The 16,508-nt window shown below is 66.5% G+C and carries 12 protein-coding genes and 1 riboswitch; of the genes, 5 read left to right on the forward strand and 7 right to left on the reverse strand.

Going from position 1 to position 16,508, the window contains the following annotated elements:
* From AC1D00_RS03910 to AC1D00_RS03920, 3 genes are all read right to left on the reverse strand, one after another.
* Window positions 1-1,169 (reverse strand): cobaltochelatase subunit CobN (locus tag AC1D00_RS03910; protein WP_477009739.1); only part of this gene is annotated, 1,169 nt, incomplete at its 3' end.
* Complete coding sequence (gene cobW / locus AC1D00_RS03915) at window positions 1,169-2,218, reverse strand: cobalamin biosynthesis protein CobW (RefSeq protein ID WP_477009740.1); 1,050 nt, start codon at window positions 2,216-2,218, stop codon at window positions 1,169-1,171. The genes cobW and AC1D00_RS03910, both read right to left, overlap by 1 nt.
* On the reverse strand, window positions 2,215-2,589 hold the full coding sequence (locus AC1D00_RS03920; RefSeq protein ID WP_404554525.1) for a DUF1636 family protein: 375 nt from the start codon (window positions 2,587-2,589) through the stop codon (window positions 2,215-2,217). Before AC1D00_RS03920 ends, cobW begins: the two co-directional genes overlap by 4 nt.
* 96 nt (window positions 2,590-2,685) lie before the next feature.
* Window positions 2,686-2,905, reverse strand: a riboswitch (cobalamin riboswitch).
* A 40-nt stretch (window positions 2,906-2,945) separates the two neighbouring features.
* Between AC1D00_RS03920 and cobO the strand changes: the two genes are divergently transcribed.
* Together cobO and AC1D00_RS03930 are read left to right on the forward strand one after the other, a co-directional pair.
* Window positions 2,946-3,581, forward strand: coding sequence for a cob(I)yrinic acid a,c-diamide adenosyltransferase (gene cobO / locus AC1D00_RS03925; RefSeq protein ID WP_477009741.1), 636 nt, complete (start codon window positions 2,946-2,948; stop codon window positions 3,579-3,581).
* Window positions 3,582-3,592: 11 nt separating this feature from the next.
* Window positions 3,593-5,041 carry a cobyric acid synthase gene (locus AC1D00_RS03930; protein WP_477009742.1) on the forward strand — a complete coding sequence of 483 codons (1,449 nt, stop codon included), beginning with the start codon at window positions 3,593-3,595 and terminating at the stop codon, window positions 5,039-5,041.
* On the opposite strand, the gene cobD is transcribed toward AC1D00_RS03930, so the two are convergent.
* Complete coding sequence (gene cobD, locus AC1D00_RS03935) at window positions 5,030-5,995, reverse strand: threonine-phosphate decarboxylase CobD (RefSeq protein ID WP_477009743.1); 966 nt, start codon at window positions 5,993-5,995, stop codon at window positions 5,030-5,032. The two genes, AC1D00_RS03930 and cobD, sit on opposite strands and share 12 nt — an antisense overlap.
* A gap of 11 nt (window positions 5,996-6,006) precedes the next feature.
* Window positions 6,007-6,948, reverse strand: coding sequence for an adenosylcobinamide-phosphate synthase CbiB (gene cbiB, locus AC1D00_RS03940; protein WP_477009744.1), 942 nt, complete (start codon window positions 6,946-6,948; stop codon window positions 6,007-6,009).
* 127 nt (window positions 6,949-7,075) lie between these two features.
* Here cbiB and cobU point away from each other — a divergent pair, with 127 nt between their 5' ends.
* Genes cobU through bluB form a run of 3 tightly spaced genes read left to right on the forward strand, consistent with a single transcriptional unit; the run spans window position 7,076 to window position 8,995 of the window.
* Window positions 7,076-7,579: a bifunctional adenosylcobinamide kinase/adenosylcobinamide-phosphate guanylyltransferase gene (gene cobU / locus AC1D00_RS03945; protein WP_167770454.1), complete on the forward strand. Its 504-nt coding sequence runs from the start codon at window positions 7,076-7,078 to the stop codon at window positions 7,577-7,579.
* Window positions 7,576-8,358: an adenosylcobinamide-GDP ribazoletransferase gene (gene cobS, locus AC1D00_RS03950; RefSeq protein WP_404554519.1), complete on the forward strand. Its 783-nt coding sequence runs from the start codon at window positions 7,576-7,578 to the stop codon at window positions 8,356-8,358. Before cobU ends, cobS begins: the two co-directional genes overlap by 4 nt.
* 4 nt (window positions 8,359-8,362) lie before the next feature.
* Window positions 8,363-8,995 (forward strand): 5,6-dimethylbenzimidazole synthase, encoded by a 633-nt coding sequence (gene bluB / locus AC1D00_RS03955; protein ID WP_477009745.1) that lies wholly within the window; start codon window positions 8,363-8,365, stop codon window positions 8,993-8,995.
* Window positions 8,996-9,124: 129 nt separating this feature from the next.
* Here bluB and AC1D00_RS03960 read toward each other — a convergent pair whose 3' ends face one another.
* Window positions 9,125-10,819 (reverse strand): ShlB/FhaC/HecB family hemolysin secretion/activation protein, encoded by a 1,695-nt coding sequence (locus tag AC1D00_RS03960; protein WP_477009746.1) that lies wholly within the window; start codon window positions 10,817-10,819, stop codon window positions 9,125-9,127.
* 4 nt (window positions 10,820-10,823) lie between these two features.
* Window positions 10,824-16,508: beta strand repeat-containing protein (locus AC1D00_RS03965; protein ID WP_477009747.1), on the reverse strand; the 5,685-nt coding region annotated here is incomplete at its 5' end.

A 16,508-nucleotide genomic window follows, 5' to 3' on the forward strand; every position in this document is an offset into this window, starting at 1 on the left:
GCGATCTGGTGCGGACGGCCCGGATAGTTCGAGAGCACGATCGCCAGCCGCTTCTCGCCGGCCGGCTTCACCGCGAGCTTCCGCCAGGCTGCGACACGTGCGGCAACGGCCTTCACGCATGGCTCGTCAGCGCGATGCGCAAGATGCGAAAACTGCAAATCAGCATCACGCTCCGCTGCCGACTTGAAACTCACCACGCCCGCGAACAGGCGACCGTCGACCTCGGGCAGCACCACATGCATCGCAAGGTCGCCGGGCGACAGGCCGCGCAGCGATTCCGCCCACTCCTCGCGCCGCGCCGTGGAGAGCGCGACCTGGAACACGGGACACGATGCAGCATCGAACGGTGTCGTGCCGTCATCGCCGACCGCGGAGAACGCCGTCGCATTGACGATCGCGGCCGGAGGATCTTGCGCAAGGAGCGCCCGCAGCCAGTCCGCAACGCCCGCGGCCTTCAGCGAGGTGACGAAAAGGCCATACGCGTCAAACCCCTTCTCGCGCAGCGTGGCAATCAGCGCGTCGACCGGGCCGGTGTCCGCGGCGGTGAGGTACGAGCGATAAAACGTCACCAGCGCGCGCGGCCTGCCCTCGCCGTCCGGTATCGCCGCGATGACGCCGCGCGCGGGATCGTAAAAGCCCATCTCGGGCACGGTCGTCTCGCCGACGACCGGACCGGCGTAGAGGCCCGAGGCCAGTGCAAGCTGCGCGATCGCCGCTTGCGCCGCGACCGGACCACCGGTGTCGCAGAGCACCTTCAAGCGGCGCAGCGTCGAGACCGGCAGGGTTGAGTATGCATCGAGCCGTGTGTCGTCGCGGCCATCGGCCGGCAGCACCGCGAGCACGATGCCGCGCGCCTTCGCAAGTTGCTGGAGAGCCGCGAGTCCGTAGAGCCAATAGGACTCGCCGCCGATCAGGCGGACCAGAATGCCGCGAGCCTGGGCCAGCGTGCGCTCGATGTAGGTGTCGATAGAAAGCGGATGACGCAGTTCGGCGAGATTGGCGAGCCGCAGCGACGGCAGGCTGTCGCGGCCGCGCCGCCAGCCGGCCGCGAACGCGGCCAGATCGGAATCCGAGTACGAGAGCACCACGAGATCGGCCGGGTCCTGGCCGATGTCCCTTGGCGTCGCGGTCTCTTCCAGACCGCGGCTCTCGCGGAAGACGACGTGCATCAGATGCCAGATCCTGAAAGACCAAGTCCCGCTCTTATCGCGGCCTCGTCGATATCGCCGTGCTCGCCGATCACGACGAGCCTTGACTGGCGCGCGACCGCGCCCCAGGGCTTGTCGAACTGGTGACGCACGCGCTCACCGACCGCCTGGAGCAGCAGGCGCATCGGCTTGCCCGCGACCGCGATGTAGCCCTTGACGCGCAGCACGTTCTGCTCGCGCGACAGGCGCTGAACCGAGGCGACCAGTGTGTCGATATCCGTGACCTCAGGAAGGTCGATTACCACTGAGGCAAAGTCGTCGTGCTCATGCTCCTCTTCGCCGTCGTGATGCGACGGGCGCGCGGCGAGATCATTCTCGGCGGCAGCACCGAGGCCGAGGATGACGCGGGCGTCGATCGCTCCATCAGTGATGGGGAGCATCGGCACGCGGCGCGGCATCTCGGCGGTGATGGCAGCCTTGGCCGCTTCGATCCCCGCAGCACCTGCGAGATCGGCCTTGGTGAGCAGCACGATGTCGGCGCRGGCGATCTGGTCCTCGAACACTTCCGACAGCGGCGTCTCGTGATCGAGATTTTCGTCCGCCGCACGCTGCGCTTCCACCGCGGCCGGATCCGGCGCAAAGCGTCCGGCGGCGACGGCCTCGGCATCGGCGAGCGCGATCACGCCGTCCACGGTGATGCGCGAGCGGATCTCCGGCCAGTCGAACGCCTTGAGCAAAGGCTTGGGCAGCGCGAGGCCCGAGGTCTCGATCAGGATGTGATCGGGCCTTACGGGCCGCGCCAGCAACAGTTCCATGGTCGGGATGAAATCGTCGGCAACGGTGCAGCAGATGCAGCCATTGGCGAGCTCGACGATGTTTTCCTCCGGACAATTGGCATCGGCGCAGGACTTCAGGATCTGGCCGTCGACGCCCTCGCTGCCGAACTCGTTGACGAGCACCGCGAGCCTCTTGCCGTTGGGATTTGCGAGAAGATGCTGGATCAGCGTCGTCTTGCCGGAGCCGAGAAAGCCGGTCACCACCGTGACAGGGACTTTTGCGAGCGAATTCATTCGGCGGCCTCCGGCACGACGGCAATGGGGGGAATGCGGGCAAGCGATTGCTTGCGGAAGATCTCGGGGCGGCTGCGCCAGGGCACGAGGCCGTCGGGCGCGGCCGCATAGGCGGCGGCGCCCGCGATCACGTCGCGCGCGTTGGCATCCGACAGGCGGCCATAGACATAGGACCAGCGGCCGGGCGCGCTCAGCGCGACCGAGCAACCCTGGTTACAGGCCGACAGGCATTCGACGGGAACCACATTGACGCCATCGGGCACGCCGGCCTCCAGGATCGCACCGTGAAGGCGCTTGCCCGGAGTGACTTCGCCCTCGCCAAGTGTCTCGCCGGCGCGGCAGGTAATGCAGACGTGAAGTGTGACGGTCATCGCCTCTTCCAGAATAAACAGCGGGAGGCGAAGAGGCCCACGAACCGGTCTTGCGAGGGTCCGTTTCCCCGTCGCGGAACACCCCGTCCGCCGGTCCAAAAATCGTCCGCGCTGGCAGGTCTCCCGGCTTGCGGAGCAGGGTTTTACCCTTCGATCCCCGCCTTCCCGATCCCGTTAGGGGTCAGTGGCCTCGGGCATCTCTCCGGTCACGGTCGCGGGGGCGGCTGCATTTTGGACCCAAATCTTGCCGATTCGGACCCTATCGCATTCCCTCTTCGCCTGTCATAGGACAGGAACCAACGCCGGGCCACCATTTGCCCCCGGCCGCCTCTTGTCAAGCCGAAGGACCAGGTACGATGACGCCTGAACCGGATACCCAAACGAGCGAGGAAACCGACGCCCGCCACGCCGCGAAAATGGCGAAGAAGAAGGCCGCCCGCGACAAGATCATGGCGACCAAGAGCGGCGAAAAGGGCCTCATCATCGTCCATACCGGCGCCGGCAAGGGCAAGTCGTCCTCGGCCTTCGGCATGATCGTGCGCTGCGTCGCCCACGGCTTCCCCTGCGCGGTGGTGCAGTTCATCAAGGGCGCCTGGGACACCGGCGAGCGCCGCCTGCTCACGGGTCATTTCGGCGATCTCTGCCAGTTCCACGCGATGGGCGAAGGTTTCACCTGGGAGACGCAGKACCGCGCCCGCGACATCGCCGCCGCACGCGCCGGCTGGGAGAAGGCGAAGGAGCTGATCCTCGATCCCAGCCTGCGCATGGTCGTGCTCGACGAGATCAACATCGCGCTGCGCTACGACTACCTCGATATCGCTGAGGTCGTCGAATTCCTCAGCACGCAAAAGCCTGAGATGACGCATGTCGTGCTCACCGGGCGTAACGCCAAGGACGAGCTGATCGAGATCGCCGACCTCGCCACCGAGATGACGCTGGTGAAACATCCGTTCCGCTCCGGCATCAAGGCGCAGGCCGGCGTCGAGTTCTGAAGACACACGCGATGGCGCGCGCATTGATGATCCAGGGGGCCGGCTCGGACGTGGGCAAGTCGCTCATCGTCGCCGGTCTTGCGCGCGCCTTCACGCGGCGCGGCCTGCGCGTGCTTCCCTTCAAGCCGCAGAACATGTCGAACAATGCGGCCGTGACCGTCGATGGTGGCGAGATCGGCCGCGCTCAAGCACTGCAAGCCCTCGCCGCCGGCGTCGAGCCACACACCGACATGAACCCGGTGCTCCTGAAGCCGGAGACCGATGTCGGAGCGCAAGTCATCGTGCATGGCAAGCGCATCGCAACTGCGCGTGCGCGTGACTATGCGGCGATGAAGCCACAGCTGATGGGCTCCGTGCTGGAGAGCTTCGAGCGGCTGAAGGCGCGGGCCGATCTCGTGCTGGTCGAAGGCGCCGGCAGTCCCGCCGAAGTGAACCTGCGCAAGGCCGACATCGCCAATATGGGCTTTGCCCGAAAGGCCGATGTGCCGGTTGTGCTGATCGGCGATATCGACCGGGGCGGCGTCATCGCCCAGCTCGTCGGCATCAAGACGGTGATCGACCCCGACGATGCCGCGATGATCCGGGGTTTTGTCATCAACAAGTTCCGTGGCGATCCCACGCTGTTCGACGACGGCTACAAGCTGATCGAGCAGAAGACGTCCTGGCGCGGCCTTGGTGTGCTGCCCTGGTTTGCGCGCGCCGGCGAGCTGCCGGCCGAGGACGCGCTGGGCCTCAGCGACGCGCGAAAGCCGGGCCAATGCAAGATCGCCTGTCTCGCGCTGTCACGGATCGCCAATTTCGACGATCTCGATCCGCTCAAGCTCGAACCCGGCGTCGATCTCGTGATGGTCCGTCCGGGTGAAGCGATCCCCGGCGACGTGAGGCTCGTCATCATCCCCGGCTCCAAATCGACCCGCGGCGACCTCGCCTTCCTGCGCGCGCAGGGCTGGGACATTGATCTCCTGGCGCATTATCGCCGCGGCGGCCACATCCTCGGCCTCTGCGGCGGCTATCAGATGCTCGGGCGCAGTGTCGCCGACCCCGATGGCATCGAAGGCCCTGCCGGCGACACGCCGGGYCTCGGACTTCTGGATGTCGAGACGGTGATGAGCCCGCAGAAGACGCTGACGCGTGTTGCGGCCGTGCACGCCGCCACGGACCGGCCGATCGAGGCCTACGAAATCCACATCGGCCGCACCGACGGGCCGGATCGCGCGCGGCCGTTCGCGACATTGAATGGCGAGCCGGAAGGCGCGATCTCCAGCGACAGCCGCGTGCAGGGCAGCTATTTGCACGGCCTGTTCACGTCGGATGATTTCCGCAGGGCGTATTTGGCCAAGCTCGACATTCCCGCAGGCGACGAGCCTTATCATGCCAGGGTCGAGAGCGCGCTCGATGCGCTCGCCGACCACATCGAAAAGCATCTCGACGTCGAAGGCCTGCTTTCGCTAGCGCGCTAGGACCTCAGCAAGGCGCGTCCATTCGGCTTCGCTGCCGGGAAGCCCGAGCCGCAGCCATGTCGGCTTTTGCCCGAAGACGCGCGACCAGATCTGGCCACGCGCCATCTTCTCCTGCGCGACCAGCGCATCAGGCGTTTCGTAAAGACGAAACAGCGGCGTGCCGCCGACGAGCGTCCAGCCTTTTACGTGCGCCATGTCGTCGAGACGGGCACAGTCGCGCACAAGCCGCGCCGAGGTGGATTTCGCCCAGGCATCGTCGCGCAATGCGCGGCAGCCGATCGCGATCGCGGCCCCCGAGACCGGCCATGGCCCCGACATCGCGGCGATCCCTGCGATGACGCCCGCGCCACCGATCGCAAACCCGAGCCGCAGGCCGGCCAGACCATAAAACTTCCCGAAGGACCGCAGGATCAGCAGCCCCGTTCGATCCGCTTCCGGCGCAAGCGACAGCTGCGGAACGGCATCGGCAAAGCTCTCGTCGATGACGAGACGGCCGACGCGCGGGAGCAGTGCCAGCAAGTCCTTCGGCGTATGGCACCGGCCATCGGGGTTGTTGGGATTGACGACGATGGCGAGGTCCGCGTCTGCCAGCGCGTCAAGATCCGCGACCTCCTGGACGTCCCAGCCCGCAGCCGCCAGGACCCCGGAATATTCGTTGTAGGTCGGCGCAAGGATGCGGGCGTGGCCGCGCGGCCCAAGTTGCGGCAGCAATTGAATGGCGGCTTGCGCGCCGCCCATCGCAACGAGCGCCGCGCTGGTGCGGTAGGCGTGCTGCGCCGCCTGATGCAAGGCATCGATCTCCGCCCGCGACGGCAGCGCGCTCCACGCGCGCATGCTCACCTCGCCCGCCGGATAAGGCAGCCGGTTGATCCCCGTCGAGAGATCGATCCAGTCCTCGGCGCGCCCGCCGAAACGCTGCTGGGCCAGATCGAGATTTCCACCGTGCTCGCGCATGTCCTGTTCTTTCACGCGAAGCTGAGGATCGCAAGGAGGCCTGCGAGCAGCAGCATGGCGCGGCGGTAGACGGTCAACCCTTGCGCGATATCGGCGGCGAGCGGATCGCGCGCGCCTTCGTTGAGCCAGGGCTCGTTGGTGATGCTGCCGTGGTAGATCCGGGGACCGCTGAGCCGCACGCCGAGCGCGCCGGCCATCGCAGCTTCCGGCCAGCCGGCATTGGGCGAGCGATGCCGGCGCGCATCGCGCGTCATGCACGACAATGCCTCCGCCCGGCGCGGCGCCAGCAGCACGAACAGAAACCCGGTCAGGCGCGCCGGAATGAAGTTGGCGACATCGTCGATCCGCGCCGCCGCCCAGCCAAAGGCTTCGTGTCGCTCGCTGCGATGGCCGATCATGGAGTCCAGCGTGTTGATGGCCTTGTAGCCGAAGATGCCGGGCAGGCCGAACAGCGCGCCCCAGAACACCGGCGCCACGATGCCGTCGGAGGCGTTTTCCGCAAGACTCTCGATCGCCGCGCGCGCGATGCCGGCTTCATCGAGCGTCGCGGGATCGCGGCCGACGATGCGCGAGACTGCCTCGCGTGCGCCGGCGATGTCGCCAGCCTGSAAGGGGCTTGCGACGGCGGCCACGTGATCATCGAGCGAGCGTAGCGCGACCAGCGGCCACGCCAGGATGCCCACCAGCACGAATTGGATCCAGCCCAGCGCGAGCACGGACTGAAGGACCCAGCCGAGAGCGGCAGAGACTGCAATCACCACGAGCGCGCCGGCAACGCCCGCGGCGCGGCGCAACGCCGGCGGATCTGACGGCCGATTCCAGGCGATGTCGACCGTCGTAATCAGCCGGCCAAGCCAGGTCACGGGATGGCCGACCCGCGCGAACAGCGGGGCCGGCCAGCCCAACAGGGCATCCACCGCCATTGCCACCGCCATCGCACCCGCAAAGCCCACGCAAATCTCCCGTCTCGCTCCGCCCCTGTTGCGCAATGCTCCGGCCGAGCGCAAGCCCCTGCCCGCCTGATTTCGGCTTTGTCTTTGGCCCAGTTTGGTGATTAGTGCTGGCCGACAGGAGACTTTTATGGCCGTCATCTTGATCACGGGCGGAGCGCGATCGGGCAAGAGCCGGCGTGCGGAGACACGCACGCAGGCCTTTCCCGGGCGGCCTGTCTACATTGCCACAGCCGAGGCGCTCGACGCCGAAATGGAGGATCGCATCGCAAAGCACCGCGCGCGACGCGGAGCCGACTGGATCGAGCGCGAGGTGCCGCTCGACCTGGTGCAGGCGCTGGTCGAAACCGAGGGCGGCGGCGCGAGACTGGTCGATTGCATGACGCTCTGGCTGTCCAACCTGCTGCATTCCGAGCGCGACTGGTCGCGCGAGGTGACGCACCTCGCCGAGGTTCTCCCTCGCTTGCGCAGTCCCGTCATCATGGTCACCAATGAGGTCGGCCTCGGTATCGTGCCCGACAACGCGCTGGCGCGCGCCTATCGCGATGCTGCCGGAATCATGAACCAGACGTTCGCCGGCGTTGCCGACGAAGTCGAGTTCGTGGTCGCCGGGCTGCCGATGAAGCTGAAATGATGCCGGGCGCCGAGACGATCCGGGATGTCATCGCCGATCTCAGGATCGCGGCGTCGTTCGTCACGCTCCTGCCCGTCGGATCGTCCAAGCCCGCGGCCGACGGCGCCATCGCGCGCGCGACCTGGGCGCTGCCGGTCGCCGGCCTGCTGGTCGGACTTGCAGGCGCCTTGGTCTACAAGATCTCCAGCCGGCTCGGACTGACGCCGAACCTTGCCGCCCTGCTCGCACTGGCCACGACCGCCCTCATCACCGGCGCGCTGCACGAGGACGGCCTTGCCGATACCGCCGACGGGCTCGGCGGCGGCCGGACGCGCGAGCGCAAGCTCGAGATCATGCGCGACAGCCGGATCGGGACCTATGGCGTCTGCGCGCTGATCCTGTCGTTCGGCCTGCGCTGGAGCGCGCTCGCGGCGATCGCCAATCCGTGGCTGGTGACGCTGGCGCTGTGCGCTGCGCATTGCGCAGCCCGCGCAGGCGTGCCGGCCTTCATGTCGCTGGTACCGCCGGCGCGGCCTGACGGTCTGTCGGCAAGTGCCGGATCGCCGCCGGGCCGCAGCGTCGCCATCGCCTTTGCTGTTGGAACTCTCGCTCTGACCCTCGCACTTGGACCGGGCAAGGCCCTCGTCGGCCTGATCCTGCTGTCGCTTGCCGGCTGGATCCTGGCACGGCTTGCCATCCGCCAGATCGGCGGGCAGACCGGCGACATCCTCGGCGCCTTCGAGCAGACCGGCGAGATCGTGATCCTGCTCGTTGCTGCGGCCTTCCAGATGGGACACTGACCCCATGGTCGAGTTCGACGACACCTTCCGCCGACATCTGCGCGAGCTGTTCGTGTGGCGCCGTGACGTGCGCCGCTTTCGCGGCGATCAGCTGCCGGACGGCGCGGTGGAACGCCTGATCGAAACCGCCTGCCTCTCGCCCTCCGTCGGCCTGAGTCAGCCCTGGCGCTTCGTCACCGTCGATGACGCCGCACGCCGCCGCGCCGTGATCGACGACTTCAGGGCGTGCAACGCCGATGCGCTCGATTGCTACTCCGGCGAGCGCGCCGCGCGCTATGCAGCGCTGAAACTGTCCGGCCTCGAACAGGCCCCCGGCCACCTCGCCGTCTTCGCGGACAAGGCGAGCGACATCGGGCACGGCCTTGGCCGCGCGACGATGCCGGAGACGACGGAATATTCCGTGGTTGCCGCGATCACCGCGATGTGGCTCGCCGCGCGCGCCGAGGGCATCGGCCTCGGCTGGGTGTCGATCCTGCATCCGGATCGCATCCACACCATTCTCGACGTGCCTGATACCTGGAAATTCATCGCCTATCTCTGCATCGGTTATCCCGAGACCGAATGCGACCAGCCCGAGCTGGAGCAGGCGAAGTGGGAGCACCGGCGGGGGGCGGAGGAGTTCACGCTGCGGCGCTGACAAACGCGCCCTCCTCCGTCATTGCGAGCGCAGCGAAGCAATCCAGAATCTCTCTGCGGACGGATTCTGGATTGCTTCGTCGCAAGAGCTCCTCGCAATGACGACGGAGAGAAGCGGCGCAACCTCCCGCTACGACTTGCTCTTGCCGGCAACCGCCGCCACAGGCGCGGCGCTTTCCTGCTTCTGGAACATCAACAACRGCCGGAAAATGACGCGGCCATAGGCCTCATAATGGTTCTGGGTCGAGACGGCCATCTTCAACGGCGTCGCGTAATTTGCCTCGAACGTCATGAACGGCGCGTAGGTCCAGGAGAAACCGACGCCGACCGAGCCGAGTTCGGTGACGCCGGGGAATGTCGAATACACCGCACCCCAGTCGGTGAAGATGTAGGTGTCGAAGCCCTTGAGCCATTGCGACCAGTTGTAGTGCAGCTCGGCGTTGAAATAATAGCCGCTGTCGCCGGACGCCGAGTTGGAGGGATAGCCGCGCACGGTGGTCGGGCCGCCGATCGAGAATATCTGGTCGCCCGGCAGCAGCTTCTCCTGCGTGTACTGCCAGCTCGCAAGCACGTTGGCGCTGAAATTCGCCGGCCCCGCCGCGCTGGTCGCGATCAGCGAGCCGGTATAGGTGTTGAACGTGCGGTTGTTGCCGAGCACGTGGTCCTGCCATTCGATGTAGTTCACCGCCGGCGAGACCGTGATCGAATAGCTATTGCCGGAATTGGTCACCGAGACGCCGGCCGTGGCCTTGTCGTAGTGATCGTCGGTGACGGCGACCGTGGTAAAGCGGCTCACCGTCTTGCCCTCGGTCACCGCGCCGTTGAGCAGCACCAGCCAGTCCTGCGTCACCCAGACCGGCTGGCTGAAATTGACGGCGGCCTGGCTGGAGCGTCCGGTGACGTCGAGCGCGACGAACGGTCCCTGGATGATCTTGATCTTGCCTTCGGTGTAGCTGACGCCGACGCGGCCGCCCCAGGGATTGACCGGAATGCTGTAGGCGGCGTTGCCGTTGAGATTGCCGTCGGAGCGGACGCCGTAGAAGGTCAGGCGGTCGTCGACGCCGAACAGGCCGTGGCGCTTGTAGAACGTGCCGCCTTCCCAACGCCCGGTGTTCTCCACGCCCTGGTTGTCGACGAAGAGCTGCCAGGTGTCGACCGGCGGCTCGATGACCGCGAACTGGAGGTCGGTCAGGCCGAAGCTCGTGCCGGGCTGGAGCAGCGCCTTGATCTGCACATCGTTGGTGCGGTTGAACCAGATCACGTCGCGATTGAGTTTCGGAACGTCGAGGACCTCGCCTTCCGGCTCCTTGACGCGCTGGAGGATATAGTCCGTGCTGGTCTGCTTGTTGCCCTCGACGGTCGTCTTCTGGAGCCGGCCTTCGGTCAGCTTGATCTTGACCACCCCGCCCTTGGCATCTTGATCCGGCAGCGTCGCAATGCCCGTGACGATGCCGCGCGCGGTGTAGATGGCGTTGATGTCGGCGACGAGCTGCAACAGCGAGGCGATGTCGACATTCTTGCCGACATACTTCTTGGCGATCTCATCCAGCTCCGCCGGCGTGATGAATTTGGAGGAGTCGAACTCGACCTTGCGCAGGTGGAATTTCGGCCCGCCCGGCTTCAGGAGTTGGGACTTTTCCCGCTCGCCGCCGATCACCGCCGGCCCGTTGAGCTTTGGCGGCGCGCTCTGCTGCTCGAGCTGCCGCCGCTGACGGTCGACGTCGTTCTGGATCACGCCGGGATTGATCGAGGGCACCTGCGCGCGCGCGGACGCGATGCAGGACGCTGCAAGCCCGAGCCCAATTGCTGCCCCCAGAACCCGCATCCCGCTACCACGCCTCCGCGAGACGGCTAACCGCCGGCTTCGCCGTCTCAACCGCCGCATCCTTCCAGCCGGCGCGCCCCGCCCGCTGCCCCTGACGGCGGAGCTTGCGCATGTCGCTCAATCCCTCGATATTCACGGCGGGACCGGAGCCGATGGTCTCGACCGGCCGCGGCGTCAGCAGCGCATCGAGACGCGCCTGGCCGGAGAGGCCGAGCAGGTAGAACGTCCCGCCGTCCTTCTTCGCCATCCAGGTCTCGATGCTCTCGCTGCCCTCGCCGTCGACCGAGATGTTGCGCGCCATGCTGGCGCCGGTGAAGTTGTTGCAGCAGATGTGGGTCGGCCCGTAGTTGGTGACGGTGGCCGAGACGTCGCCGGTGTAGAACACCACATAGGCATTGCTGACATTGGCGTTGCCGACCTGGCTCATCGTGAACACGCCGCCCGGCTGGTAGAGCTGGAGCGTCGGCCAGTTGGACGGCGCCGGCGTACGGTTGTTGAGCAACACCTGCTGGGTGGCCGTGGTGAGCAGCAGCTGGCCCGGCACGTAGCCGTTCAGGATCGCGACGGCGTGCGCGTCCGTCCAGAAATTGGCGTCCACCACCCTGAACTGGTTGACGATGATGCTGTCCGGGTCGATCGAGATGTTGGCGGACTTCGCGACGCCGCCGTTGTAGCCGGTGACGTTCAGGATCAGCGGGATCGGCGGATTCGAGCGTATCTGCTCGCCCTTGACGTTGATCGTGTCTGCCGCCAGGTCGAGCTCCCTCACGACGCTGACCCAGCCGATCGTCAGGTCACCCGACGAGGTCATCCTGACGGTGTCGCCGCTGATCCGGTCGAGCGAGACTGATCCGGCCACCTCGAAATGCGTATCGCCGTGCGCCGAGATTGATCCGCCGCGGAGCGAGCCCGTGTCGGACTTGACGTTGAGGTCGCCGGCATCGCCCGGGATACCCGTCGTGGTGAGCTGGCTGAAGACGATGTCGTTCACGGCATGCAGGGACTGCGTGCCGCCGCTGATGGCGGTGCCAACGGTGATCCCTCCGGCCGTCGCGGTGACATCGAGCCTGCCGCCCGCGTTGAGATTATCCCAATGAACGACCGTGCCGCTCAAGACCGCGTTGCCGGTCGAGGCCGTGAGGTTATGACCGGTGTTGGTGCCCGYCGCGATCAGCCGGGCCGAGCCGTTGGCCGAGACCGAGCCCAGCGTCGGCACGCCGCCGGCCATCACCGTCTGCGCCAGGATGAAGCCGTTGTCGGCGTTGACGTTGATGCTGCCGGCATCGCCGTTGATGCCGGTCGCCGTCAGCGCGTTGAACGTCACGTTGTCGCGGGCGTGGATGGTCTGCGTGCCGCCGCTCTGCGCGGTCTGGAACGTGATGCTGCCCTGGCTCGCCGTCGCGCCCAGCGTCGTTCCGACGTTGAGGACGTTCCAGTTGATCGGGCCGCCGCCGGCGGTCAGCAGGGCCGAGCCGGTCGTCGCCGCGAGCGTGTTGCCGGTGACGGTCGTGGCGGCAAGCAGCGTCGCCGAGCCGTGGGCGGAGACCGAGCCCAGAGTGGTCACGCCGCCTGATGTCACAGTCTGGGCCAGGATGAAGCCGTTGTCGGCCGTGACATTGATGTTGCCGGCGTCGCCGCTATTGCCGGTGGTCGCGAGCGACTTGAACGTCACGTTCTGGCTGGCGTGGACCGTCTGCGAGCCGCTGCTGTCGGCGGTGCCGATGACGATGCTGCCGTTGTTCGTGACGGCGCGGAAAGACCCGCTCGCACCGGTCGCAGTRCCCGCCAACACCTGGTCGAGCGTCAGGCCGCCTGTCCCGAGGATGTCCACGCTGCCCTTCACCGCGGACAGCAGGCTCGCCTCGGCGTCGGTCAGGGTCTTCAGGTGGATATCGCCGGCGCTCGCGCTCGCCGACAGACGGGCGGCGCTGAGGGTGAGCCGGCTCGTCGTGTTGCCGATGCCGCTCGATGCGTTCAGCGAAACCTCGGCGCCGGAGCCGGACGCGACGAACTTGGTCTGGCCGTCACCATTGTCGATGATCGCCCCGAGTGAAGCGACGCCGCCGGCGGTGACGATGATCGAGGGCGCGTTCGAGGCCGCCGCGTAAGATTGCAACGAATTCAGCTGGCCGATGGTCGCATCGCCCGTGGTGGTCACCGAGATCAGGCCAGCCGCATTGATGGCCGAATAGGCGCCCATCGACAGCGTCGCGGCGACCAGCGTCACACCGCCCGAGCTGCTGGTCGCAACCACCGGCGCCGCGCTGGTGCCGGCCGCGAAGGTCATGCCGCGGTTGGCGAGCAGTTGCATCAGGCCAGCGCTGGTGATGCTGGTATTGATGGTGAGCGCGCCGCGCGGCACGTTCAGCGTCAGGGCGCGGCCGGCCGTCAGCGCCCCATAGGCGCCGCTCGTGCCGACGGCGAGATCGCCGGCGACCGCGAGGATGCTGAGGTCGCCGACCGCCGAGCCGGTCACGGCGCCCGAGATGTTCACCTGCAGCGGCTGGAAGGTCGAACCGTTGAAGCCGATGTTGCCGCCGGCGCGCAGATCGAGGTCGGTGCCAAGGATGTGGATCGCCGTACGATCCGTGAAGTCGGCTTCGGCGTAGATGCTGCCGGCCGCAGCGAGCTGGATTGCATTGCCGGCCGAGATGTTGCCGAGGATGAGATCGCCGGTGGTCTGCTTCACATAGATGCCTTGCGCCGACGAGACCTGGTCGAGCTGGTCGTTGCTCGGGTCGGCGAACGCGATCTGAAGCGCGTTCGTGTTGGTCGCGGGATTGCTTCCGGCGGCCCCGGGGGCACCGACATTGCCGCGCTCCGCGATCAGGGTCAGGTTGCCGATATCACCTGATATGACCGGCCCGCTCACATTGGCGAAGATGCTGGTCACGGCGTCGAGCTTGACGTCGCCGCGGCCGGTCACCTGGATGCCGTTGGCCTGCGCGGCCGCGATCGGACCGTAATTCGCGGTGACGCCGCCGAGCGCGAGGCTGTTCTTGCTGCCGAGATAGATATTCGTCAGCGCCTTGGCCGAGATCGCGATCGGGTTGTCGACGACGACGAGGTTCTGCTGCGACAGGCTGACCGTATAGGTCGTCACATGGGTCGTCGGGTCCGTGACCGCGCCGACGGTGAGCTGGCCGGGGCCGGCGGTGGCGAGCAATCCCCTCTGCTCCGGCGTCAGCGACGAGGAATCGACGCTGGTGAAGGTGAACGTCTGGGGCGCGGCCGAATTGCCGACCGAGCCGCGCGGCGCATACAGCATGATCTGGTTGGCGCTGACATTGGCCACGACGTTCTCGTCGATCGGCGGCGGCGCCGCGCCGACGGCCGACGACGACACCGTGTAGGCGAGCTGGCTCTGCGTCCACTGCGAGCCCGCGGTGATGATGCTGTAGACCCGCTCGGTCGATGCAAGCGTATAAGTGTAGGTCGAGCTGAAATGGCCCGGTTGCAGGGCGGCCTGGAGCGCGGCGTTGGTCGGCAGGAACTGCTGATCCGTTGCCACGCCGTCAAACAGCTTGGTGAACAGGGTCGTCGAGAGCGAACTGCCGAACACTGTCCCCAGCGGATCCGCAGGCGCGGTGCCGAGCAATGTCGTCAGCGAGCTCTTGAGCTCGGCGGTGCTGATCTTGCCGAGCAGGAACTGATCCCTCAGGAACCGCGTCGTGGCCTCGACCTGCATTTGCGTCGTCGTGACATTGGCGGGATCGATGCCGAGCTTGGCCGCCACCTGCGCCCGCAGCACGGTCAGCCCCACCGAGGTCGGGTTGTAGGTGCTGCCGTTCGTGAACGCGATGTTCTTGAGCTGGAAATAGTCGTTGTAGGCCGACGTCACCATCGACTGGTAGCTGTTGACGGCGTTGGTGGCGGCGTTGCCGCTGAGCAGGTCGAGGCTGGCCCAGACGTCCTGCAAATGCTGGCTCTGCGCCTGGGTGAGACCGACCGCCGCCCGGCCATTGAGGATGCTGGCCTGGTTGCCGTCGGAGCCGGCGGCTTCCAGGAAGACCGGACCACCGGTCGACTGGATCGTGCCGAGGCGGAGATCGCCCTTGGACTGCACGATGTAGGTGCCGGTGGCCGAGGCGCTGTCGAGCACGCCGCCATCGACGGCGCCGCTCGCCTGAATCGTCCCCGTCGCCTGGATCACCAGCGGATTGATGTTGGTCAGGGTGGACGCGCCGTTGACGACGGCGCTCGTCGCGCCGATGGCACCGGCGGTGGAGTTGATCTCGATGTTCTTGCCGATCACGACGGGATTGGCGACGTTGTAGGCGGACGCCGAGTTGATGTCGCCGGTCGCCGAGAGGAAGACGCTGCCCTGCGGCGTGGCGCCTGCCGAATTCACCTTCACGTGGTCGATCGACAGCGAGCCGGTGGCCGCGATCGCGATGTCGCGGTCGATCGTATCGGCCTTCAGGCTGCCGCCATAGACCTGCACCTGGACGGGAACGCCGTTCGTGCCGCGCGTGCCGATACCGCCATCCGCCGACAGCGTGACGTTCTTGCCCGAGATCATCGGGTTGTTGGCGTTCGCGCCTGATGTGATGGCCGAATTGGCGCCGGTGGCGATGACCGTCGTGTCACCCGAGAGGTTGTTGATCGGCCCGTTGATGACGATGCCGGAATTCGAGGTGACATTGACAGTGCTCGCGCCACCGCCGCTGAACTGGATGTTGATCGGGTTCGAGGCCTTGACCGTGTTGGTCAGCGTTAGGGTCAGGTGATCGTAGATCTGCTGGAACCAGTCGTAATGACCATCCGCACCGCAGCACAGCCCAGCCGACGTGTTGTAGCCACCGTTATGATAGCTGCCGGTCGCCGTGACCACTTCCTGGAAGTTCGCGGTCTGCAATCGGCCGGTGTTGCCGCCACCGCCCGTGGCCTGCATCACGTTCTCGACGAGGCTGACGGTGCGGGTCCAGTTGTCTCCGGACGCGTTCGGCGTGTAGTGCCAGCCGTAGTCGAACTGCGTGCTGGTCGTCGGACGATCGAGCGTCGCCGTATCGACCCACTGGTAGTACATGTTGGGCTTCACGGTGTACTGGATGCCCGCTGTTCCGCTCATACCGGCCAGCATCGCGGCGGTGTACGAGCTCGCATTGACGCCGGCTGTCCTATACGTCGACACCTGCTGGCCGCCCGACGCGGAGGGATTGTAGACGTACCACGTCGTCTGCTGCTGGAGCTGATCGACGATCTGGATCACGCTGGGCGCACTGACGCCGGTGTTGATGGTGTTGGTGACGAGCTGAAGCCCAGTCGTGTTGTTGACCGTGATCGTGCCCGCACCACCCTTGACCGCGATCGTGCCCTGGGAGGTGCCGTCGGTCGAGGTCGAGATGATCTTGCCGTTCAGATAGACGTAGCCGCCCGAGCCCTGCACCACGCCGTTCACCATGATCTGGTCGGTGAGTGCATTGTACCTCACGCCGATCTTGATATCGCTGGAGAACTGCGTCGTCGCACTCGCCGTGATGTCGTAATAGCTGCCGTTCCGCGCATTGGCCTGGGCCTGAGCGAAGTCCGCTCCATTGTTGCTGGTCTTGAGGCTGTTGATGGCGGACAGCACCCCGCCGCCGATATCGACCGAGTAATTGCTGCTCGTGCCGCTCTGGATGAGGCCGTTGACGTTGATGACCCCCGCCGAGATGATGATCGCCTGGCCGAGGATGAAGGGCCGATC

Source organism: Bradyrhizobium sp. P2_E8 (assembly GCF_056403875.1).